Source organism: Patescibacteria group bacterium, assembly GCA_041665585.1.
Classification (GTDB): domain Bacteria; phylum Patescibacteriota; class Gracilibacteria; order JAHISY01; family JAHISY01; genus JAHISY01.
The window spans coordinates 40190-65081 of sequence record JBAYIN010000006.1 but is presented as its reverse complement, the minus strand read 5'-3'; the positions used below and the strand labels follow the sequence as shown (position 1 = coordinate 65081).

The following is a 24892-nucleotide window of genomic DNA, read 5'->3' as shown; positions in this document are numbered from 1 at the left end:
TTTAGCGAATTGCGCTTAAAAAAGCATCTACGGTCGCATCGATGGCGATTGGTCGATTGGCTTTCGTAATCTCGACATTCGCGAGCTTGCCGAGGTGATAGTCGATGGTCGTGTCCGGATCTTTCAAAAGATGACCGGTCAGCACGCCGACGACTTTTTGTCCCTTTTTAATTTCACCGGATTTCACGAGCTGGCGAATGCCGGCGAGCGAGCAGGCCGAGGCGGGTTCGCAGCCGATGCCGGCGGCATCGATGGTCGCCTTCGCATCCAAAATTTCGTTTTCGCTGGCTTCGAGGACGACGCCATCCGTCGACTCGATGGCTCTTTTCGCGCGCAAGTAGCTTTGGGGATTGCCGATTTTGATTGCAGTTGCAATCGTTTCCGGATCTGCGACCGGTTCGAATTTCGTCCAGCCGGATTGGAAATATTTGAAAAAGGGATTCGCACCAGCCGCTTGCACGACAGCAATGCGCGGTTTTTTCGCAATCAGTCCGAGCGCGAAAGCTTCCGTGATGGCTTTGCCGAAAGCCGAAGTATTGCCCAGATTTCCGGCAGGCAGCACGATCCAATCCGGTGCCTCCCAATTCAGCTGCTGCAAAATTTCCAGCACGATGGTTTTCTGACCCTCGACGCGAAACGGATTCACCGAATTCAAAATATAAACCGACTCGCTCGGATTCTCGGGATCGAATTTGCGACTGAGCTCATTGACGAGCTGCATCGCAGCGTCAAAATTTCCCTTGATTTGCAGCACTTTCGCGCCGAAAGCTAAAGCCTGGCTCAATTTGCCAAACGCGATTTTGCCTTCCGGAATAATCACGATGCCATTCAGTCCGGCATCAGCGCAGTAGCTCGCGAGACTGGCGGAGGTGTTGCCGGTCGAGGCGCAGACGAAATTGCGGCATCCAGCGGAAGCACCGGCGGTGATGGCGGCAGTCATGCCGCGGTCTTTGAAGCTGCCGCTCGGATTTTCACCTTCGTGTTTGAAAAATATTTCCGCGCCGATTTCCTGCGAAATTTTCTCTGAGAAATACAGGCGGGTATTGCCTTCCCATTTGGAAATAATTTTCTGCGCGGGAAACAAAAGCTCTCGAAAACGCCAAACGCCGCTGCCGTCTAAGAGTGTGCGGCTGCCGAGCCTGGCGTCGAAAGTTTTTTTGAGGTCGAGTTTTTTCAGCTCCTCAAGCGGCTGGACGAGGTCGAGCAGACCACCACAGTCGCAGACGACGCGATTCTCCGCGAGCGCGAATTCCTTTTGGCAGGAGTTACAAATAAGTTTAAGCATTTTTTACAAATGAGTGAATGTTTGAATAATTAAATAATTAAATAATCAAATGAGTGAATGTTTTTAGTTTCTCAATTTTTGTATCGCTAAGAATGAACTGAATTGATTTTAGATATTTTTCGGCAAGACTGCATCCTCCTTCGTTCCGCTAGGGCGGAACTTCGGAAGGACTTCGTCACTCCGGATTTCGATGCCGAGGGCTTCGACTGTTTTCTGAATTCCGCTGAGCCAGTCGACGCCGAGCGCGCCGATGTCGATTTTCAATTTGTCACCCGAGATTTGCCACGCTGGATTTTCCTGCAGCGCGCTCAAGATATTTCCTGGGCGCACTTTCGCGCCGAGTGAGAGGAGGGCTTCGCGCTTCTTCGGCGAGACGCGCCCGACTTTCACCGCGACGACATTCGCTTTGCGGCACGCTAATTTCAGGCGAATGACTTTCAAAAGATTCACAACTTCGATTGGTAAATGCCCGAACTCCTCGATGAGCTCCAGCTTCTGTTCGTTCAAATCCTCGACGGAATCCGCTGCCGATAGTTTCTGGTAAGCCCGAATCTTTTCCTTCGTGTCGGAAATATAGCTCGTCGGGATGAAAGCGGAGAGTGGTACTTCGAGATTGACATCGGTTTTTTTCTCGACTGTTTCTTCGCCAGTCTCGAGTTTCTTGCCCGCTTTGAGATCTTCGACCGCTTGATTCAGCATTCTGACGAAATGCGAAACGCCGACGACATTGATTGCGCCGCTTTGGCTCGCCCCGAGGATATCGCCCGCGCCACGAATTTCCAAATCCTTCATCGCAATTTCAAATCCTGCGCCGAGTTCGCTTGCTTCGACAATCGCGCGCAACCTCTTCTTCGCGTCAGTTTTCAGATGGCGCGTGTTGTACATGAAAAACGCGTAAGCCTGTTTGCGGCTGCGCCCGACGCGTCCGCGCAATTGATACAGCTGGGACAGACCGAAATTCTCGGCGTCATTCACGATGAGCGTGTTCGCATTTGGCAGGTCGATACCATTTTCGATAATCGCCGATGAGACGAGCACATCGAATTTCCCATTTTTGAAATCCAGAATGCGATTCTCGAGATCGTCAGCTTTCAGCTGTCCGTGGGTGACGACGAATTTCGCTTCGGGCAAAAGGCTGCGCAATTTATCAGCGATGCCTTCGATGGTCGCGACGCGATTGTGTAAAAAATAAACTTGGCCAGCGCGCGCGGTTTCTTTTTCAATCGCTTCCTTGATGAGGTGCCACGAAAAGTGGCGCACCTCGGTGACGATTGGCAAACGACCGGGCGGGGGAGTGCTGATGGTCGTGATGTCGCGCAGCTTATTCAGAGCCATATTCAGCGTGCGCGGAATCGGCGTCGCCGTCATCGTCAGGATGTCGACTTGCTTGCGCAGCTCTTTCAATTTTTCTTTTTGCTTCACGCCGAAGCGTTGCTCTTCATCGATGATGACGAGCCCCAAGTCTTTGAATTTCACATCGGGCTGAAGCAGGCGGTGCGTCCCGATCACGATTTGCACGCTGCCAGCGGCGAGTCCGGCGAGGATTTTTTTCTGTTGCGCCGGAGTTTTGAAGCGACTCAGCATTTCACAGCTCACATCGAAACCTTCCAAGCGTTTCGAAAAAGATTTGTAATGTTGGTCGGTCAAAATCGTAATCGGCGAAATGAAGGCGACTTGTTTCCCCGCCATCGCCGCTTTGAATGCCGCGCGCAGCGCGACTTCAGTTTTGCCGAAACCGACATCGCCACAGACGAGCCGATCCATCGGCTTCGAATCTTCCATATCCGACTTCACATCTTCGATGGCGCGCAGCTGCCCGGGTGTTTCTTCGTAAGGAAAATTTTTCTCAAATTCAGCTTGCTTCGGACCGTCGCCGGGGAAGCGCACACCGGTCGCTGCCGCACGCGCCGCGTAGAGATTCAACAATTCTTTCGCGACCTTCTTCGTCTCGGCAGCCACGCGTTTTTGCACGGTCGTCCACTCCGCACTGCCGAGGCGCGTCAGGCGGGGCGGTGCATCGCCCGTGCCGATGAAGCGATTGACTTTGTCCGCTTGGTCGATCGGGACGAAAAGTTTGTCGCCCGCGGCGTAGTCAATCCGCAGATATTCGCGCGTGATTTCATCGACTGTTTTCTGCTCGATGCCGCGGAAGATACCGATGCCGTGGTCGAGGTGCACGACGAAATCACCATTTTTCAGGCTCGTAATGAAATCGAGGTAAACCTTTTGTTCGCTCACATTTTTGCCACCGCGCTGAAAGCCGAAAATCTCGCGGTCGGTCAGGACGGCGATTTTCATTTCCGGATTTTGGAAAGCCTGCGGCGAGAAATCATCTTCGGCGAGCTCACGGACATTAATTTTTGTCGTGCCGCCAAAGACAAAATTGTATTCGTTCAAAATATTCTCGAGCTCGGTTTTTTGTTTCGTCAAAATCAGGACTTGCCAACCGCTGTCTTTTTTCATGCGCAGGTCATCGAGCAGGTCGCGCGGTGTGACGAATTTCAGCACGCTCAAAAAACGCAGGTGCGCGAATTCGACTTCTTCGTCCGGGAAGCTCGTGAAAAATAATTTCCGCACCGCTGGATTCCGCGCGAGCCAAGTTTCGACTGAAGGTAACTCGGCGCCGTCGTTGTCGAGGCCACGACCGCTATTTTCTTCGCCGATAATTTCATCGGCGATGACGAGCGCGCCGTCGGGGAGTGCTGTGACGAGATCGACCGCTTCGTTGTCCGCGTCGATTGGCAGCAATTTCAGTGTCTCGATTTTCGCACCAGTTTGCAGATTCGTAATCGACTCAATCATTTCGCCGTCGAGCTCAAGCGCGAAGATACTTTCCGCGTTCGGTAACGCGACTTTGATCACGCCGCCGATGGCGCGATAATTGCCCGGCCAAATTTCCGTTTCGCTATCGACATTCGTATAACCGCGCGCAATCAAGTCATTGAAAAACTCCGTGCGATTGAGCTCCGTGCCGGCGCGAATTTCGAGGCTGGCTTTTTCGAGCTGACGGAGATTCGGCAAGAGCGTCTGCGCGTCGCGAAAAGTCGTGATCAAAATCACGCCGCTCGTCTCGAGCGCGATCGCTTCGCGAATCAAGCGCAAAACGCGTTCGCGCTCAGTCTCGTCGGATTTCTCCGCGGCGAAAATTTTAATCGGTCGCGTCTGCCACTCGGCGAGGTGCGCGGCGAGCGCATTCGCTTCGCCCGCATCATTCACCACCCAGAGCGTCAATTTTTCGCCATTCAAAAGTTTGTCGGCGAGCAGGCTCTTCGCCGAAAAATTCCCCGCGCCCGAGAAGGTGAAGCTTTTTTTCTCGGCAAATTCACTCTTCAACTTCGCGAAAAGTTCTGCCGGAAAAACGGAGCCGAAATTTTTGGAACTCAAAAATGAAACTAAAAATCAACTTTCCCAAAAAAACTTTGGGCACAAATTGTTGGTGAGTCTAGAGAGACTTTTATTTTTTGTCAAAAAAATTCGCCAGCCAATCGACGAAGTCCGCGATGAGCGGCAGGCGAAATTCGCGACCACTCGAAGCGTGGATGAATCCGGCGGCGACACCGGCGATGAAAATCAGCGCGATGTAGATTCCAAAATCCGGAATCAAGAAATACGCGCCGAGTAAATAAATCGTCAGCAGCACACCATTCAGCGCGTGCTCGAGAATGAAGCGGTCGCGGCGGTGCGCCCACAGAATCAAAAAATTCATGAGCGGGATGTAGCCGACGGCGGCAGTCTGATTGCGGTGCGTGATGTGGGTGTGGGAAGTCATTTTGTTTTAAAGTTGAAGTTTGAAATATTTTTTTAAATAAGTTTTATTACGGTATTGATGTTGACCAAACTCCTTGATTCACTATGTAGCTTTTAAGGCTAGATATGCAGCCGCTAGCTGAATATCTCGTCATCGTCGTGCCACCACCACTACATGTCACGAGGCTATCCGAAATACTGTCGATACTCAGACTGAGCGTTGCGTATGATCCGCCTGAGGCTGGTGAATAAAGCTCGTCTTCTGCGCCTAGAGCGCTAGAAACTGCTGCAACACAAGGATCGGGTTCATTGTATCCGCTGCAATCAGACTTGCATGTGCGGGTTATCGTGCAAGAGACACCACTGATTATTCGGGACGAGTTGTTTGACGCTCCGGCAGCGCAAGCGCACACAGGGCCATTAGGAGGAGTGGTAGTCATGCCGTCATTTTTTATTAGGTCTGCGGCGAGGTTGGCTAGGCAGTCGATGGCCGTGTCGAACGGATAATCCCCAGTCTCGCCTGTTGCTTTCCTAGCGTTAAAGTCATTTAAGCAGTTTGCATGCCAGCCACCACAACCATTGTCATAAACACCTTCAATTTTTAGTGTGACCCTTTCTCCATTCGGGGCATATAGGGTTTCCGTTTTCGACATGGCGGTGGTGTACTCATAAGAGAAATTTAGACTGAGTCGTTCGCTATAGACCGTTGCTCGCATTATGGCTATCTGAGGATCGGTGTAAACCTTGGAACCGTCAAAGTTAGCACTGTTACTGTTGTCACCACTGCCACTACTGTTGCTTACCTCGGTGAGTCCTAATGTGCCGGCAAGCGCGGATAGGCAGACATCGGCCGCTTCTCCTGGTGAAAGCTTTTCGGTTCCCGTTGTAGTCGTGCCGTTTAGGCTGTTTTCGCATGTTGCCTGATACCGACTAACAAGTCCGTCCTTGTTGGTAGTGATATCTGTAATACTTAGCGTGACTGCTGTTCCGTTTGCAGCAGTCCCAGTTTTTGTTATTGATTTGGCTGTCGTGACATTATCGGTGTCAATCTCTCCGCTAGATCCACCATTACTTACTCCGCTGAGTCCCAATGTCGTGGCAAGTTTATCTAGGCAGTCATTGGCAGTTGCTTCCGGTGAAGTTTTTTTGCCGCCTGTTTCAGTTGTGCTGTTTATACTATTTTTACATGTTGCTTGATATAGACCATGAACGATACCAGCATCGACGGTGGTGATACCCGCAACACTTAGGGTGACTGCTGTTCCGCCTGCGGTAGTTCCAGTTTTTGTTATTGATTTGGCTGCTGCTATTTGTTCTTCAATAGTGCCACCATCCCCATCACCATCCCCATCACCATCCCCATCACCATCACCATCACCACTAATAATTCCTGTACCAGCCCCTGTTCCGCTGTCAATTTTTCCTACAGTGTTTTTGCTTGGATTAACAACAGCTGTTCCGTCAGCAGCAGTTCCTCCATAGACAGTCAATCCCGAATCTCCTGCCGTGGTGACATTCGTGTTGTAATTCCAATACGGGACGAGGTACTTCGCGTTCTGGTCGCTCAGTGAGTCGTCATATTTATCCGGATAAATCGGGATGACATCAGCGATTTGTGGCTCTCCGTTTTCATCGGTTTCGTAATAATCGAAAATGTGGGTAGTACCATCGGCTTTTAGATTACTCATGCCGATGGCGACTACAGGGATTTTAGGATCTTCGGTCTTGGCGGAATCGGCATCGGATTTTTTCTGCGCGCCGACCGCTTGTTTCGCCGCGGCTAGTTTGGCAGCAGCAGCATCATTCTGGATCGTGTCGACAGCTCCGGCCGCCGTCGCTACAGCCGCCTCAGATGCTATTTTTTGCTTAGCGGCAGAGTTATCGATTGATGTACCCAAGCTGCTTAAAGCTGCTAGGGCGGCACTCGCATCCATGTCCCCCGAACGCTGAGTTTTATTCAGCGAGCCACACTGGTCAGCAATTGCTTGCTGGCGCGCTTGCTCTTCTGCCTCGGCTTGGGCAGTTTTGTCGATAGCGAGCTGAGCTTTTTGTTCTTCGGTTAATTCTGTTATTGGAGTCTCAGTGTCCACACTCTCAGTCTCGAGTTTTGTCTCTGGGTCAATGGTTGTCGTGATGCCGACAGGCGCTGCCCCGGCCGCTTGTTCAGTCGCAGCTTTTTGCGCAGCATCTCGATCGAACAAAGCAGTTGCCTTGGCGACGCAGTCTTCGTAGGCGCTTGATTTGGTTGTCTCAATCTTATTGGTTAATTGTGGAGAAACCGGCACACTGTTGTTTTGGGAATACTCCACTTGTTTTTGCATCAAAGCGACTTCATTCTTTTTGCGCGCGGTCGCAGCAGTATTTTGCTGTTGCGCTAGCGAGAGCGTATCTGCGATTTTTTTTGCCTTTTCAGCCTCGAGAATTGGTTTCATGAAGGTCGGCGGCAGCGCGGGTTTATTCACGAGAGCAGAGGGATTTTGTTGGTAGAGCGCGATTTTGTTGGCGTTTTTTTGCAGCTCGGCTTCTTTCGCGCTGTCAACCTGGCTCGCGGTCTGCATCTCAGCTTGAGCTGCGCGCGCTTGGTCTTTTGCAGCGGTATTCTCTTTGGCCTGCCTATCGGCGTTTGCCGTGGCGGCTGCCGGTTGTTGTTCCTCTGGCGTAGCTCCTGCGTCGGCTACATCGGCCGATAGGACCGAGCTGGTGAGCCGCTCGCCGTGCTGCCAGATTATTTGCGCGCCGATGAGGCTGAAATAAACTGCCAGGATGGAGATGACGAGAAAATCTTTCTTTTTGTTCATGGGTTTTTAGATAGTGGCGTCTCTGGATTGAAGCCGAAGCAAGGTTTAGATTCTTGCTCAGGATCAATCGCATAACAAAATTGCTCTCCAACTGCGTCGGTTTGAGCGATTAAAAATATGGCGAAGGTACTTGCGGCGGTGGCGATCTGGTCTTCACTGCCCGGAGTAGCTGGGTCCAGACCAAGCTTGGCACCAGCGTAAAGTGTCATCGCGGCACCGAGGCGTTCGGCGACGACTGGACGATCGGCGACTTTGAATAAATTGAAAAGTCCGTAGGAAATTTCACCCGTATTCATCAAGCGACTGATCTCGCCGGCGATTTTGCTGCCGACCGGAGGTAGTCCGGGTAAGTCTGACGCGACATTGGATGAATAAACCGCATCTTGACCTTTCACGATGCCCATCATTTTTTTGATCATCGCCATGCTTGGCACCCTTACATACGATCCGCCCAAAGTAACTGGCATTGGCACTGTTTCATCGGTAATGGCAACTTCCAACAGATTGGAGAGTAGTCCTGCCTGAGCGGCACCAATGTTGTTTGTTTGATTGCCGATATCGGCGAGAGTTTGGAGCGCTGTATTCGTACTCATCGCGACACGGTTGGCAGTCACAGTCGCGAGCTGCTTGGCCGTCTCGCCAGTCTGTTTGTCGAGCTTCGTCGCGAAATCAATCGCCTGATCGATGGTATCGATGATTTGCTGTTCCGTCAGGCGCAGGTCTTTCTCTGCGAGGCTGTTTTCATCTGTCGATTTCATCGTCGGTGCGCGATTGAGTGCGCCGAGTGGGTAGGTCGTGGAATCGTCTTCACTGAGACGCACTTGGATGTAAGCACTTAGGAATTTCGAGATGTCGGCATAATCTGTGAGATAAAGCATCTCGAAACTTTCTTCCGGAACACAATATTTCAAATTCGCGTACTTCTTCAGCACTTCCAAGGCAATCTGATTCTTGCGTTCGCTCACGACTGCGGGATAGCTGGCGATGAGGTCGCCCGCACCAGGCAAAATGCCCGACAGACTTTTTTCAAAATTATTTATCAAAGTGTCATAGTTTTTGTTTTTGCGCGTGTCGGAGCAGGCTTGCGCTCGTGCGACTATATTGGAATTCGCCGCAGCCTGTGCTGCGGCAGTCGCGGCGAGATCTTCTTCGGTCGGGGACTCGATCAAACGCGCGCCAAAAAGTTCCGGCATGATTTCCGAGCTGAGATTGAGCGTGAGTGAAAAAATTCCGAGTACCAAAACGCTGGCGAGGACGGCACGACTGGCGTGCGCCGGGTCTCCGATGATTCTCTCGGCTTGTTCGGTGGCGAACTGTTGGATTTTTTTAAGCATGGTGTAGTTTTCTACGAATGAAAATTGCGAGGCCGATGGCGGCACCGCATGCGAACGCGAGTGTCTCGGCTGGTCCGGTCTCGGCGAGCTGGGATTTCGTCGCGGAGCTGTGCAGACCGTAGTTGTGGACGGTGCTTGAAGACATTATGTTTCCCGAGATCATGCTTCCGGAGACCGCACTCAGCATTTCACTGTTTGAAAATGAGCTGGGAGTCGGTGTTGCGAGAAGTTGATTTGCAATCTGCTTGTGCGGAGTGACTAGAGTCTTTGTTGGTGCAGGTTCTTCGTCCTCGACACCGAGTGCACCGCCGCTGCCGATTGTGGTCAGCAGAGCGGTTGGCGTGGTTGTCTCTACCGGAAAATAATCGACTGGATCATTTGTCTCAATCACCGGTGTTGGCTCGGCAACCTCGACTGGCTCAGGAATCGTGAGTGCATTCAAGTCTTCGTCAAAGCTGGTTGGTAGATCGAGACCAAGCAAGGCATTGCTATCCGTGATGTCAGTGATTGGGTCGAATTCAGTTGCGAGTGCTGCATTCGTGAGCACGCAGGTGAGTGCGCAAGCGACGCCGATTTTTAAAATTTTTGACATGATTTTTAATTAGCTAAATTTAAGCCAGTTACGCGTGCGACTTCGCCGAGCGTGGTTTCACCCGCAATAACTTTGAGCAATCCGTCTTCTGTAAGGGAAAGCATGTTTTGTTTTTTACGGACATAGTCGGCAAGTTCAATGGCGGAGGCATTTGCCAAAATTAATTCCCGCATTGGTTCGTCCACCTGAAAACTTTCCGCGATGGCGATTTGACCGTGATAGCCGCTGCCGCCACAGACCGGGCAGCCTTTCGCTTCCCATAAGAATTCCGGCAGCTCAGAACTAACTGCCTGCGAATTCGTGCGTTTGATTTCCTCAAATAGAGGCGTGAGCCGCGCAAGCATTTTTGCGTCGGGCGAAGTCCGCCGCGCGCATTTTTTGCAGACACGGCGCAGCAGGCGCTGGGCGACGACGACGCGCAGACTTGCGACTAGGACAAATGGTTTGATCCCGAGGTCAAGCAAGCGCGGGATTGTCTCAATCGCCGAATTGGCGTGGAGTGTCGAAAGCAAAATGTGTCCGGTCATCGCGGCTTGTGTCGCTGTTTCGGCGGTCTCGCCGTCACGGATTTCTCCGACCATCAAAACATTCGGATCTTGGCGTAGCAGCGCGCGGAGTCCTTCCGCAAAACCATAATGCACGCGTTCATTGATTTGGCTTTGAACAACATTTTTGAGATGGTATTCAATCGGATTTTCGAGCGTGACAATTTTGCGCTCGGAGTCATTCAAATCGGCAAGCACGGTGTAAAGCGTCGTCGTTTTGCCTGAGCCGGTCGGACCGGTGATGAGCAACATGCCTTCGCGCATGGCGGGCACACTTTGCAAATTCGCGAGCGTGATATTTCCGAAGCCAAGCTGCTCGAGCGTTTTCACTTTTCTACCACTGTCGAGAATTCGGCAGACGATACTTTCACCAAATTCCGTCGGGAGCGTCGCGACGCGCACATCGATTTTGCGGTCGCTGACGAGGAAGCTCATTCGTCCGTCTTGCGGCAGGTCCGCGACATTCAGTCGCAGTTTCGCTTCGAATTTCAGCTGATTCAAAATGTCATCGCCTTTGTCGCGTTCGAATTCAAGCACTTTTTGCAAAATGCCGTCGATGCGAAAACGCAGCTCGATTTTCTGATCTTCCGGTTGGATGTGAATATCGCTGGCACCGGTGCGAATTGCGCCGACAAAAATTTGGTTCAAGATTTCCTTCGCGGGTACGGTGTCGGCGGTACGCGCTAGCTCAGCGAGCGCGTGCAATTCTTCCTCGTAATTTTTCAGGTCGGACTCAGCGTCCGTGTTGCTGAATTCTTTCGGACGGCGCGGCTGGAGTGCGCGAATTTCTTCAATTTTTATGAGTAAGCCTTCGCGACTCGCGAATCCGATAAAAACTTGCCAGCCGGCACTTTCTAATTTGGCGAGATATTTTTTCGTTGCCGGATTTTGCGGATCGACGACCGCGACGCGTAATTTCTTGCCAACCTGTAAGAAAGGTAACGCTAGAGCTGCAGTCGCTTCGTCAGCATCGATTTTCGAGAGCAAATCAGCGTTGATTGCCGTGCTCAAAATATCGACATAGGCGGATTTCTGCGAGTGAGCGGTGGTCCGAGTTTTTTGTTCGGCGAAGCCGCGATTTATCTCCCGCAGCGCATCTACCGCGCTGATTTCAGTAGAATCGAAAGCTCTTGCCGGAGTTTTTTTAGCGAGAAGAGTTTTACTAATTGGCATTTATTTTTGTAATTTTTTCAGGCTATTTTAGCAAAAGTCGTCAGAAAAATCAAGTCAATCTTTCCCGAATTTTATCTATCCTGAGTTTTTAATTTTTATCTGTCTCGTTTTTAACCCCGGTCACTGGGTTTGGATGGTCATTGGTCATTGGTCATGGGTCATGGGTCATTAGTTCGGAGGGTCGTTGAGTCTTTGAGTTGTTGAGTGGATTTTCTAAAATCGCGTCGGTGCAAAGTAGTGGGTTAATTGAACTTGCGGAAGGCTGTGCAAAAAATCCCCCTGTCCCGCTGCGGCCCCGAGGGGGCCACCTAGTGGCGGGACATCCCCCTTTGCCAAAGGGGGAGTTTCAGAACCCTCGCAAGTTCAAGTTTGTAACTTGAACTACGGTTCGGATTACAAATCCAAACTTGCGTGTAGCTCCAATCCATTCTGAAAAACCACTTTCGTTTCAGATGAAAGTGGCGCGAGAGACGGGACTTGAAGCTGGCTCGAAGTTTGGCGAAATTCAAAATCTGCTTGCGGGACGCCCCGGCGAGATTATTTTTTGATTCAAGTTTTGTGTGAGCGGGTTCGCGCCAGTCTTCGCATCAAAAAATAGAACCACCCGCCTTCGGCGGATGAACCTATTTTTGTGGCGCGAGAGACGGGACTTGAACCCGCGACCTCCGCCGTGACAGGGCGGCGCTCTAACCAGCTGAGCTACTCCCGCGTAGGAGTTTGTACTTTTTGCGGGCGGCGTCCGCCGTGGCGGACTACTCCCGCGTGAGAGTGGCGTGATTTTAGAGTTTCCTTTCCTTTTTTTCAATTGTCCAGGCTTCGATCGTGTCTCCTTCCATGACTTTCGTTTTTGTGAGAGACAATTTCAAGCCGCATTCGAAACCAGCCTTCACTTCGTGGGCATTTTCTTTTTCACGCTTGAGGCTCGAGATGCGACTTTCTTCAATCAATTTACCTTCGCGGAAAATGCGGACTTTCGCGCCATTCACCAATTTGCCGGATTTCACCATGCCGCCGATGGTTTGCTCTTTGCCTTTCGTGAAGAAAATGCCGCGGACTTCGAGCTCGCCGAGCGTCGTTTCGATTTCCTCCGGATCGAGCATGCCATTCAGCATTTTCTCGATTTCCTCGAGGAGTTTGTAAATGATTGTGTGCTGGCGAATCGTCACGCCCTCGCGGTCGGCTATTTTCGCGGCGGCCGGTGGAATCGCTACATGGAAAGCAATCAAAAAATTATCCGCGGCAGCTGCCATGATGACATCTGTCTCGCTCACATTGCCGACGCCCGAGTGAATGATTTTCGCCTTCACATTCTCATTGCCGATCTTCGCGATGTTTTCCGAAATCGCTTCGAGCGAACCTTCGACATCCGCCTTCAAAACAATTTTGAGTTCTTTCAAATTGCCGGAATTAATCCGTCCGATGATTTGGCTCATGCCGCCGGATTTCTCGCGCGCGGTCGCATCCAAAATTTTCTGCATTTCGAGTGCTTTGCGTTTCGCCGTTTCGCCGTCTTGAAGCACTTGCAGGATTTCACCGACGCCGGTTTGTGGCAGATCCGAGAGTCCAGCGATTAGGACTGGCATGCCCGGCTCGGCGGACTTCACAGTTTTCTGGTTCCAGTCGAACATTTTTTTGATTTTGCCGACGACCGGACCAATCACGAAATTATCGCCGTTATGCAGCGTGCCGGTATTTACAAGCACGGTCGCGACCGGACCGAGCGATTTGTCGAGGCGCGATTCGATGACCGTCCCGACGGCATCGCGATTCGGATTTGCTTTCACTGGATCGACATCATTCGTCAGCAAAATTATTTCGAGCAAGTCTTCGACGCCTTTGCCGGTCAGCGCGGAGACGGGCACGATTTCAGTTTTGCCGCCCCAGTCCGTCGCTTGCAAATCATGCTCGGCGAGTTCGCCTTTGACTTTTTCGATGTTCGCGCCGGGTTTGTCGATTTTCGTAATCGCGACCACGATCGGTACTTCTGCTGCGCGGGCGTGATTGATCGCCTCGATCGTTTGCGGTTTGATGCCTTCTTCTGCCGCGACGACGATGATGGCGATGTCAGTCGCGCGCGCGCCGCGGGCGCGCATCGTCGTGAAGGCTTCGTGACCCGGCGTGTCGAGAAAAGTAATTTTGCGGTCTTTGATCTTCACTTGGTAGGCACCGATGTGCTGCGTGATACCGCCGGATTCGCCACCCACCACATTCGTTTTTCTGATCGCATCGAGCAAAGTCGTCTTGCCATGATCGACATGTCCCATGACGGCGACGATTGGTGGGCGGTCGACTAGATTTTCCGGCTCGTCTTCCAGCAGTTTCGCGATGTTGCCTTTCAAAATTTCTTTGCCACTGACGGCTGAGGTGTCGCGTACGACATGACAGTGAAATGCTTCGCACACAATCGCGGCGGTGTCGTAATCGATGATTTGATTCAGGTTCGCCATCACACCATTTTTCAAAAGCTCACCGACGATGCGGACAGGGGAGACACCCATTTTTTCGCCGAGCTCACGCACCGAAATCGCATCGCCGATTTTGACTTCGCCGTGCGCCGCCGCAGTCTGTTTGCTCGGGTCGGACATCGCTTCTTCCAGTCTTTCCTGCTGGCGTGAAATTCGCATCACCTTGTCCTTTTCCATTTTTTTGACCTTGCGCGAAATCAATTTTTCGCTCGCTTTCTTCGCGCGCGCCCAGCGTGCGCGGGCGGCTTCTTGGTCGGTGTTGACAGCTTTGACTTCACCTTCTTTTTTCGGCTCGTCCGTAGACGCTTCTTTTTTTGCATCTTCTTTCGCAGCGGATTTTTTTTCGGGTTCGGCATTTTCCTCGGGCTCCTCGTCGAAGACCATGCCCATCAGATTCTGATCGTCCTCTTCTTTTTTCTGTCCCCAATTTTTCAAAATCTCTTCCGCCTTGGGCGCGTCGATTTCGAGAGCTTTTTCTGCCACGCCAAAATCCGCGAGCTTCGGGCGAAGTTCTTCTGTCTTGATTCCGAGTTTGCGAGCGAGATCAGAGATTCTCATAAAAGACCAAAAATGTGAACCCGATTTTACCGAAAATACGCGAGAATGCGAATTTAAAATAGTTTTGCGCGTCCGTCCTTTTGTCTCAAAATTTTCTTACCATGCCATTGACAGTAAGCAATTTTTATCTTAAAGTAAAAAAGATTTTTAAAATCATTCAATTATGCTTCGAGGAGGACCAATGGGCGAATCGTCATTGACGGGAGATTTGGCTCGGCAAAATCTGAGTCGAGGCGAAGGGAAAATGATGCCCTTTGATCCAGAAGCCAAACTCAAAAGTTTGGTTGATCTTAATGTGCCACCAGAATTCATGGTGATGGAATTTGTTTTGCCTAGAATTTTCTGTGCGGAAGATCTCAGAAAGTATCCGCAAGTAATTTTTGGAGTTTGGGAATATTTAAATTCAGAAGAAGCCCGACAGAATCCACTTATTCCTCCCGCGAATCTCAGGCAGATGCAGGCAGACTTTAGACTGCCAGGTATGATTGGTGAAGCTGAGTTTCGTTTTGATGAGGTTCGAGAATGTCTTGCAGTTAGCATAGAGCATCCGGATGATTTTAATGGGGCGGTCAGAAGTTTGTGGCAAGCTCTTTTTAGATTAGATCAGGAATTTGATCCCGAACTTACTCAAGCTAATTTTTACTTAAAAATGGGAGAGGGTTTTAATTTGGATAGATGGGGACAGCTTTTTAAAAATATCAGAACTAAGCTTGGAGAAAGGGAAGCCCAAGAAGCTCGCGAACCAGTTCGTGGAAGAATCGCGAGAATACTTTCGCTTGTTGGGCGTTTACTGTCTGGTGCAAAAAGACAGGATTAGTCTTTCATTTTCTCGACCTGAGCGCGCAATTTCCGCTCGACTTCGTCAGTCGCTTCAGCGACTGTTTTCCCGCTGGCTTCCGCGCGGAGTGCGCCACCAGGAATCGTGATTTGCACGCGCAGCCCGAAATTCGGCGAGGCGTGTTTTTTGCCGCGGACGATTTCCACATGGACGGTCGTGCTTTCGTCGGCGAGTCGCGCGTCGAATCTTTCGAGTTTGGAAATTTTTTCGATGATGAGTTCGCGATCCTGCTCGCTCGGCTCGTAGCCGTCGTGATTCCAGCTGGTGAATTGCATTTTTTAAGGATTAAGAAATTAAGCCACGCGCGAGGTCGCGCAAAACTTCCGCCGGGTTGGCAGCTCGCGTCACGCCGCTCGCGAGCAGCACACCGGCTGCGCCGAGCTTGATGGCGGTCGCGACATCCGTGCCGTTTTTCACGCCCGCGCCGACGAGCAGGGGAATCGCGCCGACTTTCGCGACGGAATGTTCGATGATTTGTGGATTCGCCGAAGTCACGGAAATCTCACCGCCAATCAATTCCGGCGGTTCGACCGCGACAAAATCCGGCTCATATTTTTCGGCAAATTCAGCCGCTTCGCTGTCGTTTTCGGCGCAGATCACGATTTGCAGTCCGGCTTTTTTCGCGGCGGCGACGAGCTCGGGTAATTTTTCTACGACGCGTTTTTCCGAATGATTTAGCAAAGTTCCGGTGACGCCCATTTTCTGCAAAAGCTCAGGCACGATTGATCCGGTGAAGCTGCCGAAACCAGCTGCGTCGGTGTGCTGCGCGAAAACTGGAATCTTGACTGCCGCGACGACGCGCGCGAGATCGAGCGCATTCACGGCGACGGCGATCGGTGCGCCGGTCTCAGCGGCGATGAGCTCGTGAATTTTCGCGAGGGCGACGGCGTTTTCACCGACCGCTGACTCGTAAGTTTTGAAATTAACAATAATCACACTGGGATTTTACACGAAAAATTTTCGCGCTTCGCCAATCGTCCAGTCCGCGTCGTGACCGGGATGCACGCGCGTTTCAGGCTTTAATTTCAGCAGTTTGGCGAGACTTTCATTTAATTCATCTTCATTGCCGCCGGGCAGATCGGTGCGCCCGACATTCTCGCGAAAGAGCGTGTCGCCGGAAAAAAGTTCGCCATTGATTAAAAAACAAACCGAGCCGGCTGTGTGTCCGGGCGTCGCAAGCGCTTCGATTCTTTCTTCGCCGAAATCCAAAATTTCTCCGCCGCGCAGTTTCCGTGCGACCGGAACTTTCTCAAACTGCTCGCCAAAATCAGGCGGATTCGCCGCGCCCTGTTCGACAATTTCCGCTTCGGCGAAATGCAGCGCGACTGGCGCAGCAGTTTTTTTCACTAGCTCCGCGAGCGCACCGCGGTGGTCGGAGTGCGAGTGCGTCAGCAAAATCAATTTTAATTTTGCTGTGCCGAGCATTTCCAAAATTTCCGCGGCAGCGTCGCCGGGGTCGATGACGACGGCTTCATTTCGCGCATTCACCAAAAGCCAGCAATTCTCGGCTAAAAATCCGGTTTCAATTTTGTGAATTTCCACAAAAAATTATTCGCCCCAATCTTCTTTGACGGCGGGCGCATCGTCGAGGACGACGCTTGGCGTGAGTGCTTTCACTTCGAGTTCCGCGCCGCATTCGTCGCAGCTGATAATTTCCCCGACTTCGGCATCGTCCGTGATGTTGAGATCCGCGTCACATTGCGGGCATTTGGCAGTTTTAGGCATTTCGAAAAATTAAATTAAAAATTGGCGCGAGTTTAAAAAATTTTTTCACAGTTGCCAAATCTTGGCGAGCGCATTTTCAAACCTCTTCGTTTCAGCTGCCATTTTTCGTGATTCCGCTGCGAGCCATTTGCGCCCGACCTCGAGCCGCAGATTGCCTGGCATACCATCGGATTTTTTGCTGCGGATTTGTTTCACGGGATCGAAGTGCGGGACATCGTCGAATTCGATTACACCGCGCCAGCCGGCGTGTGTGTAGCTCTCTTTCACTTTGCGATAAGCTTCGCGGAAGCTCAGACCTTTTTTCAAAACTAATTCATTCGCGAGATCCGCTGCGAAGAGGTGCGTGTCACTTGCGGCCTTTTCGAGCTTTTTGGAATTCACTTTCAGATTTTGCAGCACGATCTGAAAAGCCTGGAGCGAGTGTTTCGAGAGCTTCACGCCCTGGACGAAGGGCTGTTTCAAAAGCTGCAAATCGCGCTGATAGCCTGCGGGTAGGCCTTTCACGATGGTCGCAGTCTGCGTGTGTGCGCCGACGAGCATACCTGCCGCTGCGCGGATGATCTCGAGCGGATCGGGATTTTTTTTCTGCGGCATGATCGAGCTGCCGGTCGCGATGACATCGGACAATTCGAAGAAATCAAATTCGGGCGTGGAAAAATAAATCAAATCATTCGCGAGACGCGAGAGCGTCAGCGCGACATTCGTCAGTGCGCCGAGTGTCGTCGTCTCGACCTGACCGCGACCGAGCTGCGCGGCGAGTGTGTTGATTTGCAGCTCCTCGAAGCCGAGTAATTTCGCCGTCAATTTTCGGTCAATCGCGACCGAGGTGCCGTAGCCGGCAGCTGAGCCGAGCGGGCAGCGGTCGATTGCCTCGAAGGCGGCTTGCACGCTGACATAATCCACCGAGAGCGTTTCGGCGAAGGCGGCGAAATAATGTCCGAGTGTCGCGACCATCGCTGGGCGTGTGTGCGTGTAGCCCGGCATCGGTGTTTCGGCGTATTTTTTCGCCAGCGACTGCAAAATTTCGATTAACGCGAGAAGCTCCTTGCGAATTTTGAGCAGCTCGTCTTTCGCGAAAAGATGAATCGTCGTGGCGGACTGGTCATTGCGGCTGCGTCCGAGGTGAATCTTGCCACCGAGTTCGCCGAGTTTTTGCGTGAGCAAACCCTCGATGGCGGAGTGGCTGTCTTCGACATTTTTGAGTTCAAATTGCCGCGCGTGGGCTTTCGAATAAATTTCGTGCAGAACCTTTTTAACTTTTTGAAATTCACCGACTTTCAAATAACCCTGCTTTTGCAGCATGAAAGCGTGAGCAGCCGACGCGAGACAATCGAAGGGCAGCAGATATTTGTCCCAAATCAAATCTGGTCCGACCGTGAAAATCTCGATGAACGGATTGAGTTTTTGCGAGGATTTTGTTTGCCAGAGTTTCATGGCTTGGTTCGGAGGGTTAATTGGTTCGGAGGGTCAGGAGGGTCATTGGTCAGTTGGTCATTTCGCCAACTCATCTTGGAAAATAATTTTAGTTTGAATTATTTTTTTATTCAATTTTACGCAACTAGGCTTTTGCCTTCGCCGCCGACTTTGGTCGCGAGGAGATCGATGACGAGTCCATAAAATGCGCCGACGCCGACCGTCAGCCAAAAAATCTGCGCTGCATTTTCAATCGGGGTAATCAGCGCACCGAAGGCGAGCGCGAGTGAGACGACTGCGCCGAGGACGATGCCGCGCAAAAAGGCCGGGCAGCGAAAACCAAAAACCGGATGCCTAGTGAAAGCGCCGGCGAAACCGATGACGAGTCCGATCAAGAAGCGATTCCACACGATTGTCCAAAACGAAAAAGATTTCACATCGAAAATTGTGGGATCTTTTTGCGAAGCGAGCCAAGCACAGAGAACTCCGAAAGCGAGACCGAGCGGGAGCGCGACCAGGAAGCGATTGCGGGCGGGGAGTTTGGACATTGTGAAGGAATTAAAAGCTAGACAATCTCGATCTTCCCACTATTCGTAATCGTGCCGGCGACGCGTGCGGCAATTTTATTCTTCGCCAAAATTTTCAAAGTTTTTTCGGCATCTTTTGCCGCGACGACGATGAGCATGCCGTTGCCGAGGTTCCAGACTTCGCGCGCCTCCTCGAGGTCGACTTTGCCGAGGCGAATTAATTCCGCGACAAATTTTGGAATTGGCCAGAGCTTGTTGAGTCGCGCGCCTAATTTTTTATTTTTAAAAATGCGCGGCAAATTGCCCGGAATTCCGCCGCCCGTGACATGGCAAATTCCGCGCACATCGACTGGGCGTTTTTCGCCGAAGCGCCCGACGAGTCCGAGTACTGCCGCGTGATAAATCTCGCTCGGCGTGAGTAAAATTTCACCCCAGGTTTTTGCCCCGAGTTTCGCTTTGTGCCAATCTTTACCAAAATTATCTTTCAAAATTTTGCGTGCGAGCGAAAAGCCGTTTGAGCGCAATCCACTTTCGCGCAGCGCAATTACTGTATCGCCGACTTTAATTTTGTCGCCCAAGATGACGCGCTTTTTCGCGACGATGCCGATGGCGGTCGCATTCCAGACCATGCCATTCACGGCGTCGCCGACTTCCGCGAGTTCGCCGCCCGCGATGACGATCTTCTGTTCCAGGCAAAAATGCGCCAAGCCTTTCAAAAGTTCGCCGACAATTTTTCGATCCAGTTTCGCGGCGTCGAGCGTGTTCGTCATCGAGACGACTTCGGCACCGAGGCAGATGGCATCGTCCGCGACCATCGCGACGAGATCCGCGCCGAGCGAATCGAATTTGCCAAGCCGTTCGGCGACCTCCATTTTCGTCCCGACACCGTCGTCGCCAGTCACCAAATAGTATTTTCCGAAATCCAAAATCCCCGCGAAGCCGCCGAGTAATTTCACTGGTGCACCAATTTTATTTTTCCGCCCGGCGAAAGTCGTGCCTGCGAATTTTCCCGCGATTGACGAGGAGGCATCGCCTTCCTCGATATTCACGCCCGCGAGTGCGTACTTTTTAATTTTTTTCACGACGAGATTTTAGCAAATAATATATTTGACAAAATTATTTAAACTTGTTAAAATAAAAATAATCATTAATTTAATTAAATGAACGATCAAGACAACGCTGAAGTGTCAGAAAAAAAAAGTGCTTTGCCTGCAGAAGTAGATTCTAAGCTTAGGGACAAGCTTGGAGAATTGGCTGCTCCTGAAGCCGAAAAAACTGGTCTCGAAAAAGCAATTAAAGAAATTGAGAGCTTGGTCGGCAATTCCGCTGCGCTGGCTCAAGTTCAGGCGGCGCTTAATAAAGCGATTGCCGAGACTGAAAAAATTAATCGAACTGCTGGTTTGAGCGAATTGATTGAAAAATTAAAAGAGTGGGAATTGGAATGCGATGATTTTAAAAGAATGGTGAATGGGATGCTCCAAGCAGGACAAATAAAATTGGATGATGTTCCTGAAGAAATTGAGTCACAGGAAAACGGTAAAGATCGGTTGTTGTGGATAGTTCACAACAAGGAGGAAAATCAAATTCGTAGTGTCCAGAAACTAAGAAATCGGCGAGAAAAGTATATTTAAAATAAAACTTATTGCATTTTTTCTAAATAAAATGCGCGATTATTTCCCGCCTTTTTTCTCGAAATCGTTTAAAATTTCCAAACTGTTCACTCGAAATGAATTCCAAAAATCCGCAAACGCTCGTCATTCTCGGTCGCCATCCGGCGATTTCGCTCGCGGAGATTCGTGCCCGTTTTCCGAATTCCAAAATCTGCGCCCGGGAAAACGCTTTCGCGATTTTCGAAAATATCGATTTGCCTGATTTGAAAAAAATCGGTGGCACGGTCAAAGCAGGTGAAGTTTTCGCGCACTCGCTCGATTTTCCGCTCGCGCAGATTTCCGAATTCCTCGCCAGTGAGTTCGCCGAGCAGCCGGGCAAGCATAATTTCGCGCTTTCGCTCTTTCCTGAAGAAAATAAAACGCTCAAGACTCTACTTGTCGGCGTGAAGAAATCGCTGCAAAAGGCGGGGATTTCTGTTCGTTTCGCCAACAAAGATTTCGCGAATCTGACTTCGGCACAATCGACTTTCGAAATTCTCAAAAAAGATGGCGTGGAAATTTTGGTCGCGCAGTCGGGCAAAAACTGGTGGCTCGCGAAATTGACGGCGGTGCAGCCTTTCGAAAATTACAAATTTCGCGATTACGAAAAGAAATTCCGCGACGCGCGAGTCGGCATGTTGCCACCGAAGCTCGCGCAGATTCTCGTGAATCTGGCGGCACGCGATTCTGAGAAGTTGAAAATTTACGATCCGTTTTGTGGCAGCGGGGGAGTTTTGGTCGAGGCGGGTTTGCTCGGTCACGAAATTCTCGGCAGCGATGTCGATCCGCGCATGCTCGAATTTTCGACTAAAAATCTGGCGGAATTTAATTTCACCGGTGATCTTTTTCTCCACGATGCACGCCAAAAAAGTTTCAAAAAATTCGCCGTCGTCGCGAGCGAGGGTTACCTCGGGCCGCCGCGCAAAACACTGCCGGACGAAAATATGCGCAACAAAATTTTTGCTGAGCTGGAGAAGTTGTATTCTGATTTTTTCGCTTGGCTCGATTGCCGTCGTGTCGCCATCTGCTTCCCGGTCTATCTCGAAAATGGCGCGCCCAAATTTTTCTCCTCCCAAACCATTCTGCCGAAAATCGCTGAATTCGGCTGGAAAATGCAAAATTCCGAGAAGCTCATTTACGCTCGCAAAAATCAGGTCGTCGGACGCGAGGTCGTCGTGCTTGCCAAAGATTAATCAGCGAGTGAACACCGAGTGAAGTCGCCTTTCCAGGTCACTAGAAATTCCAGCGGATCGACATAACCCAAGAAACCATTTTCATAATTCTGCACGGTCCAGCCGAAAACCGGCTCATTTTTTTCCAGTAAGAAACGCAAGCCGAGGTGCAGGTGCGGTCCGGTCGAAGCGCCCGAATTGCCCGTCGCGCCGAGTCGGTCGCCCGCGGCGACTTCGGAATTATTTTCGACTGCGATCTCGCTCAGGTGCGCGACGATGATTTCCATCTTGTGCGTTGCGCTGCGAATTTTCACAAATTTGCCGTAACCCTTCGCGCCGTCGTCACCGATTTTCACAGTGCCGCCGAGTGGGGCGAAAATCGGCGTGCCGATTTTCGCTGAAAAATCGAGACCATTGTGACCTCGCAGTCCAAGCGAATGGTAAAAATCATGGCCGTTTTTCTTGAACTCGGCACCGAATTTTTGGGTGATTTTCGGTCGGACTTGAATCCAGTTCAAATAAAATCGGGCGGAATTTTCGAGAGGGGAAAGAATTTTCATATTTATTTTTCACGGTATTTTAACATTTACTTCGATCAAAATCAATTGGTGATTGTCTTTTGCCGGGGTTTGGCTCTAATTTTTTACAAATAAAAAATCGGATCTAGCCACGGCGTTTTTTAAATTTCCGCGACGGCTTCAATCTCAATCTTCGCGTTTTTCGGCAATTTCGCGACGGCCACGGTCGAGCGCGCCGGTTTCGCGTCGCCAAAAAATTCTGCGTAAATCGCATTCACTTTTGCAAAATCGTCCATTTCCGCCAGAAAAATAGTGGTTTTCACGACTTTGGAAAAATCCGAATTCGCCGCTTGCAAAACCTCACCCAAATTTTTCAGCGCTTGGCGCGCTTGTTCTTCGACTGTGCCGTCCAAAAATTCGCCGGCGGGCGTGAGCGCGATTTGTCCGCTCGTGAAAATTAAATTTCCCGCGACGATGGCTTGCGAGTAGGGACCGATGGCGGGGGCAGCGTTTGCCGTTTGGATGATTTTCATGATTAAAAAAATAAAAGATAGAAAATAAGTTGCGTGACCAGTGTACCCAAATTTTTAAATTTTGTAATTGATTATTGGTTCGGAGGGTCATGGGTCAATGGGTTCGGATGGTTATGGGTCATTTGGTTCGGAGGGTTGTTGAGTCATTAAGTCTCTGAGTCATTGGGTTGCTTAAAAATAGTGGTTTTATGGTTTACGCTAATTTTAATTTTCAAAAGAAAATTTTAAATATTCAATTTTCAATATAAAATGCAAAAGGTGGCGTGATAAAATTTTGGGGAAATGTTTTTCCAGCAAATTCTCGCCAAGATTCGCCGTCCCAAGAAGCGAGTTTGGGGTTTCGTTGCGGTTACGGCTGTCGCGATTTTGGCAGTCATCTTCCTGGCGATTCGCATCGCAGCGGGCGAGATCGGGCAGCTCGGGATGCTGAGAATTACGGGTTTTCCGCTCGCGAAAAATTATCTCATCGTTTTCCAAAATGACGCCGAGCGGCGACCGTCGGGCGGATTCATCACTTCATTCGCGACGCTCAAGTTTCGCGCGGGGATTCCGTTCTTCGAATTTGGCAATGTTTACGATGACAAATTAATTCAGAAAAATTCCACCCCGCCGGATCCACTGGTCGCTGATTTACTTGCGGGCGATTTCTATCCGGGGCACGGTTTTCGCGACGGCAATCTCGACCCGGATTTTCCGACTGCTGCCAAAGAACTAATCCGGCTTTATAAACTCGGTTATCCGGACGCTGATTTCGACGGCGTGATTGCGATTGATTTCACGGCTTTTCAAAATCTCGCCAAAAATTTGGCACCGGAAATTGGCGGCGAGGCGGGACTTTTCGCGGCGCTCGAAAATCAGATCCAAGATGTCGATCTGCACAATCCGGATGATCTGCAGAATCGTAAAAATTTCCTCGCGGATGTCGCCAAGAACCTAATTAAAAAATCCATTTTCCATCCGCATATCGCCGTCGCGAGTTTGCTCGAAAGCCTGAAAAGTAAGCACCTGCTCTTTTATTTCTCTGATCCCAAGATCCAAAAAGTTGTCGAAGCGCAGAATTGGGGTGGTGTGCTTCCGGCTGCGGAAAATTCCGATTTGCTCGCAATCAATGAAGGTAATTTCGGCGGGATGAAATCGAGCCGCTACCTCGTGCGGGATATTTTTTACGATGTCATCTTCACTGAAGATGCGGAAAAAGGTTTGGTCGCGACCGCGAATCTCAAGATCGAGCTCGCGCACCGCGGCGATGCCGCCGAGCCGATTTCCGGCTATTACAAAAGTCTCTGGCGCATCTTCACTCCACTTGGTTCACAGAAAATCTCCGGCACGCTCGACCAGATTTTCGACGATGGCGCGCGCCATGTTTTCACCAAGATCGTCGAAATGAATCCGGGCGAGTCGCGCGAAATCAATCTTGCCTACGAGCTGCCACCGAGTGTCGTCGCCAATGGAATTTACAATTTGCGGCTCGTCAAACAGCCCGGTTCCGCAGCGGATCATGTGCGCGTCACGGTCAAACTGCCGCCGGGATTTTTGCTCGCATCGCACGATTTCGACGCGCGGGAAAATCTCGCCATCTTCGAGACCGAGCTCGCCGCCGACCAAACTCTCGCGCTCAAAATTTTGCCTGACACACGACCGCCGCGACTCGCGTGGCAGGAATTCACGGGGCGCAATCTCCAGATTATCGACCTCCGTTTCAATGAACCGCTCGACCCGGATTCCGTCGCGAGTGCAACCTTCGCGCTCAGCGACCTCAATTTTCGCAATAAAAATACCGACCAAATCCAAATTCAAAAAATCAAATTCATGCCGCCGCAAGATATCGAGCTCAAAATTTCGGGTGTGACGCCGGAATGCCGCGAATGGTTTGATTTGAATTTTGACGGAGTCGCCGATTTGCACGGCAATGTTTTGCACGATCAAAAGGTGACCGTCGTGCAGTGGATTGATGCGGCTGGGAAAAATTGTGACCCCGAGCGCAAGCTCTAAATTTGCTAAAATCCAGCTAACAATTAAA

At 50.7% G+C, this 24892-nt stretch carries 21 protein-coding genes and 1 tRNA gene; 4 read left to right on the top strand and 18 right to left on the bottom strand.

Annotated elements, in window-relative coordinates:
- Window position 1 precedes the first annotated feature (1 nt).
- From thrC to infB, 9 genes are all read right to left on the bottom strand, one after another.
- Window positions 2-1285 carry a threonine synthase gene (gene thrC, locus WCV72_04570; GenBank protein MFA6458628.1) on the bottom strand — a complete coding sequence of 428 codons (1284 nt, stop codon included), beginning with the start codon at window positions 1283-1285 and terminating at the stop codon, window positions 2-4.
- Window positions 1286-1393: 108 nt separating this feature from the next.
- A complete protein-coding gene (gene mfd, locus WCV72_04565; protein ID MFA6458627.1) occupies window positions 1394-4669 on the bottom strand; it encodes a transcription-repair coupling factor in 3276 nt (1091 codons plus the stop codon).
- Window positions 4670-4739: 70 nt separating this feature from the next.
- Window positions 4740-5054: a hypothetical protein gene (locus WCV72_04560; GenBank protein MFA6458626.1), complete on the bottom strand. Its 315-nt coding sequence runs from the start codon at window positions 5052-5054 to the stop codon at window positions 4740-4742.
- Between the two features lie 46 nt (window positions 5055-5100).
- Complete coding sequence (locus WCV72_04555; protein ID MFA6458625.1) at window positions 5101-7830, bottom strand: hypothetical protein; 2730 nt, start codon at window positions 7828-7830, stop codon at window positions 5101-5103.
- Window positions 7827-9164, bottom strand: coding sequence for a hypothetical protein (locus WCV72_04550; protein MFA6458624.1), 1338 nt, complete (start codon window positions 9162-9164; stop codon window positions 7827-7829). Before WCV72_04550 ends, WCV72_04555 begins: the two co-directional genes overlap by 4 nt.
- Window positions 9157-9756, bottom strand: a complete 600-nt coding sequence (locus tag WCV72_04545) for a hypothetical protein (GenBank protein MFA6458623.1) — start codon at window positions 9754-9756, stop codon at window positions 9157-9159. The genes WCV72_04550 and WCV72_04545 overlap by 8 nt, the downstream gene beginning before the upstream one ends.
- Before the next feature lie 5 nt (window positions 9757-9761).
- Window positions 9762-11474: a GspE/PulE family protein gene (locus tag WCV72_04540; GenBank protein ID MFA6458622.1), complete on the bottom strand. Its 1713-nt coding sequence runs from the start codon at window positions 11472-11474 to the stop codon at window positions 9762-9764.
- Window positions 11475-12106: 632 nt separating this feature from the next.
- A tRNA-Asp gene (locus tag WCV72_04535) sits at window positions 12107-12183 on the bottom strand.
- 70 nt (window positions 12184-12253) lie between these two features.
- Window positions 12254-14497, bottom strand: a complete 2244-nt coding sequence (gene infB / locus WCV72_04530; GenBank protein MFA6458621.1) for a translation initiation factor IF-2 — start codon at window positions 14495-14497, stop codon at window positions 12254-12256.
- A gap of 163 nt (window positions 14498-14660) precedes the next feature.
- Between infB and WCV72_04525 the strand changes: the two genes are divergently transcribed.
- The gene (locus WCV72_04525; protein ID MFA6458620.1) at window positions 14661-15314 is read left to right on the top strand and encodes a hypothetical protein; all 654 of its coding nucleotides are present in this window, start codon (window positions 14661-14663) and stop codon (window positions 15312-15314) included.
- Here the strand turns inward: WCV72_04525 and WCV72_04520 are convergent.
- The 7 genes from WCV72_04520 to purM form a co-directional block, all read right to left on the bottom strand.
- A complete protein-coding gene (locus WCV72_04520; protein ID MFA6458619.1) occupies window positions 15311-15610 on the bottom strand; it encodes an HPF/RaiA family ribosome-associated protein in 300 nt (99 codons plus the stop codon). The two genes, WCV72_04525 and WCV72_04520, sit on opposite strands and share 4 nt — an antisense overlap.
- Before the next feature lie 10 nt (window positions 15611-15620).
- A complete protein-coding gene (gene tpiA / locus WCV72_04515) occupies window positions 15621-16271 on the bottom strand; it encodes a triose-phosphate isomerase (protein ID MFA6458618.1) in 651 nt (216 codons plus the stop codon).
- 9 nt (window positions 16272-16280) lie between these two features.
- Complete coding sequence (locus tag WCV72_04510; protein ID MFA6458617.1) at window positions 16281-16877, bottom strand: MBL fold metallo-hydrolase; 597 nt, start codon at window positions 16875-16877, stop codon at window positions 16281-16283.
- A 6-nt stretch (window positions 16878-16883) separates the two neighbouring features.
- Complete coding sequence (gene lysW, locus WCV72_04505; GenBank protein ID MFA6458616.1) at window positions 16884-17060, bottom strand: lysine biosynthesis protein LysW; 177 nt, start codon at window positions 17058-17060, stop codon at window positions 16884-16886.
- Window positions 17061-17105: 45 nt separating this feature from the next.
- A complete protein-coding gene (gene argH / locus WCV72_04500) occupies window positions 17106-18494 on the bottom strand; it encodes an argininosuccinate lyase (protein ID MFA6458615.1) in 1389 nt (462 codons plus the stop codon).
- A 116-nt stretch (window positions 18495-18610) separates the two neighbouring features.
- Window positions 18611-19021, bottom strand: coding sequence for a hypothetical protein (locus WCV72_04495; GenBank protein MFA6458614.1), 411 nt, complete (start codon window positions 19019-19021; stop codon window positions 18611-18613).
- A 17-nt stretch (window positions 19022-19038) separates the two neighbouring features.
- The gene (gene purM, locus WCV72_04490) at window positions 19039-20082 is read right to left on the bottom strand and encodes a phosphoribosylformylglycinamidine cyclo-ligase (GenBank protein MFA6458613.1); all 1044 of its coding nucleotides are present in this window, start codon (window positions 20080-20082) and stop codon (window positions 19039-19041) included.
- A gap of 78 nt (window positions 20083-20160) precedes the next feature.
- On the opposite strand from purM, the gene WCV72_04485 reads away from it, so the two are divergent.
- The gene (locus WCV72_04485) at window positions 20161-20631 is read left to right on the top strand and encodes a hypothetical protein (protein ID MFA6458612.1); all 471 of its coding nucleotides are present in this window, start codon (window positions 20161-20163) and stop codon (window positions 20629-20631) included.
- 95 nt (window positions 20632-20726) lie between these two features.
- Window positions 20727-21842, top strand: a complete 1116-nt coding sequence (locus tag WCV72_04480) for a hypothetical protein (GenBank protein MFA6458611.1) — start codon at window positions 20727-20729, stop codon at window positions 21840-21842.
- On the opposite strand, the gene WCV72_04475 is transcribed toward WCV72_04480, so the two are convergent.
- On the bottom strand, window positions 21839-22381 hold the full coding sequence (locus WCV72_04475; protein MFA6458610.1) for a M23 family metallopeptidase: 543 nt from the start codon (window positions 22379-22381) through the stop codon (window positions 21839-21841). The genes WCV72_04480 and WCV72_04475 overlap by 4 nt on opposite strands.
- 119 nt (window positions 22382-22500) lie before the next feature.
- Window positions 22501-22872, bottom strand: coding sequence for a RidA family protein (locus tag WCV72_04470; GenBank protein ID MFA6458609.1), 372 nt, complete (start codon window positions 22870-22872; stop codon window positions 22501-22503).
- A gap of 282 nt (window positions 22873-23154) precedes the next feature.
- On the opposite strand from WCV72_04470, the gene WCV72_04465 reads away from it, so the two are divergent.
- On the top strand, window positions 23155-24864 hold the full coding sequence (locus WCV72_04465) for a DUF4012 domain-containing protein (protein ID MFA6458608.1): 1710 nt from the start codon (window positions 23155-23157) through the stop codon (window positions 24862-24864).
- The last annotated feature ends 28 nt before the right edge of the window (window positions 24865-24892 follow it).

Bases quoted from the DNA above. Each gene is read 5' to 3' on its own strand.
- WCV72_04520 (MFA6458619.1), bottom strand. From the start codon at position 15,610: ATGCAATTCACCAGCTGGAATCACGACGGCTACGAGCCGAGCGAGCAG.
- WCV72_04495 (MFA6458614.1), bottom strand. From the start codon at position 19,021: ATGTCCAAACTCCCCGCCCGCAATCGCTTCCTGGTCGCGCTCCCGCTC.
- WCV72_04545 (MFA6458623.1), bottom strand. From the start codon at position 9,756: ATGTCAAAAATTTTAAAAATCGGCGTCGCTTGCGCACTCACCTGCGTG.
- argH (MFA6458615.1), bottom strand. From the start codon at position 18,494: ATGAAACTCTGGCAAACAAAATCCTCGCAAAAACTCAATCCGTTCATC.
- lysW (MFA6458616.1), bottom strand. From the start codon at position 17,060: ATGCCTAAAACTGCCAAATGCCCGCAATGTGACGCGGATCTCAACATC.
- WCV72_04485 (MFA6458612.1), top strand. From the start codon at position 20,161: ATGAACGATCAAGACAACGCTGAAGTGTCAGAAAAAAAAAGTGCTTTG.
- thrC (MFA6458628.1), bottom strand. From the start codon at position 1,285: ATGCTTAAACTTATTTGTAACTCCTGCCAAAAGGAATTCGCGCTCGCG.
- WCV72_04480 (MFA6458611.1), top strand. From the start codon at position 20,727: ATGAATTCCAAAAATCCGCAAACGCTCGTCATTCTCGGTCGCCATCCG.
- WCV72_04540 (MFA6458622.1), bottom strand. From the start codon at position 11,474: ATGCCAATTAGTAAAACTCTTCTCGCTAAAAAAACTCCGGCAAGAGCT.
- WCV72_04465 (MFA6458608.1), top strand. From the start codon at position 23,155: ATGTTTTTCCAGCAAATTCTCGCCAAGATTCGCCGTCCCAAGAAGCGA.
- WCV72_04475 (MFA6458610.1), bottom strand. From the start codon at position 22,381: ATGAAAATTCTTTCCCCTCTCGAAAATTCCGCCCGATTTTATTTGAAC.
- WCV72_04560 (MFA6458626.1), bottom strand. From the start codon at position 5,054: ATGACTTCCCACACCCACATCACGCACCGCAATCAGACTGCCGCCGTC.
- WCV72_04555 (MFA6458625.1), bottom strand. From the start codon at position 7,830: ATGAACAAAAAGAAAGATTTTCTCGTCATCTCCATCCTGGCAGTTTAT.
- infB (MFA6458621.1), bottom strand. From the start codon at position 14,497: ATGAGAATCTCTGATCTCGCTCGCAAACTCGGAATCAAGACAGAAGAA.
- WCV72_04470 (MFA6458609.1), bottom strand. From the start codon at position 22,872: ATGAAAATCATCCAAACGGCAAACGCTGCCCCCGCCATCGGTCCCTAC.
- WCV72_04550 (MFA6458624.1), bottom strand. From the start codon at position 9,164: ATGCTTAAAAAAATCCAACAGTTCGCCACCGAACAAGCCGAGAGAATC.
- WCV72_04525 (MFA6458620.1), top strand. From the start codon at position 14,661: ATGCTTCGAGGAGGACCAATGGGCGAATCGTCATTGACGGGAGATTTG.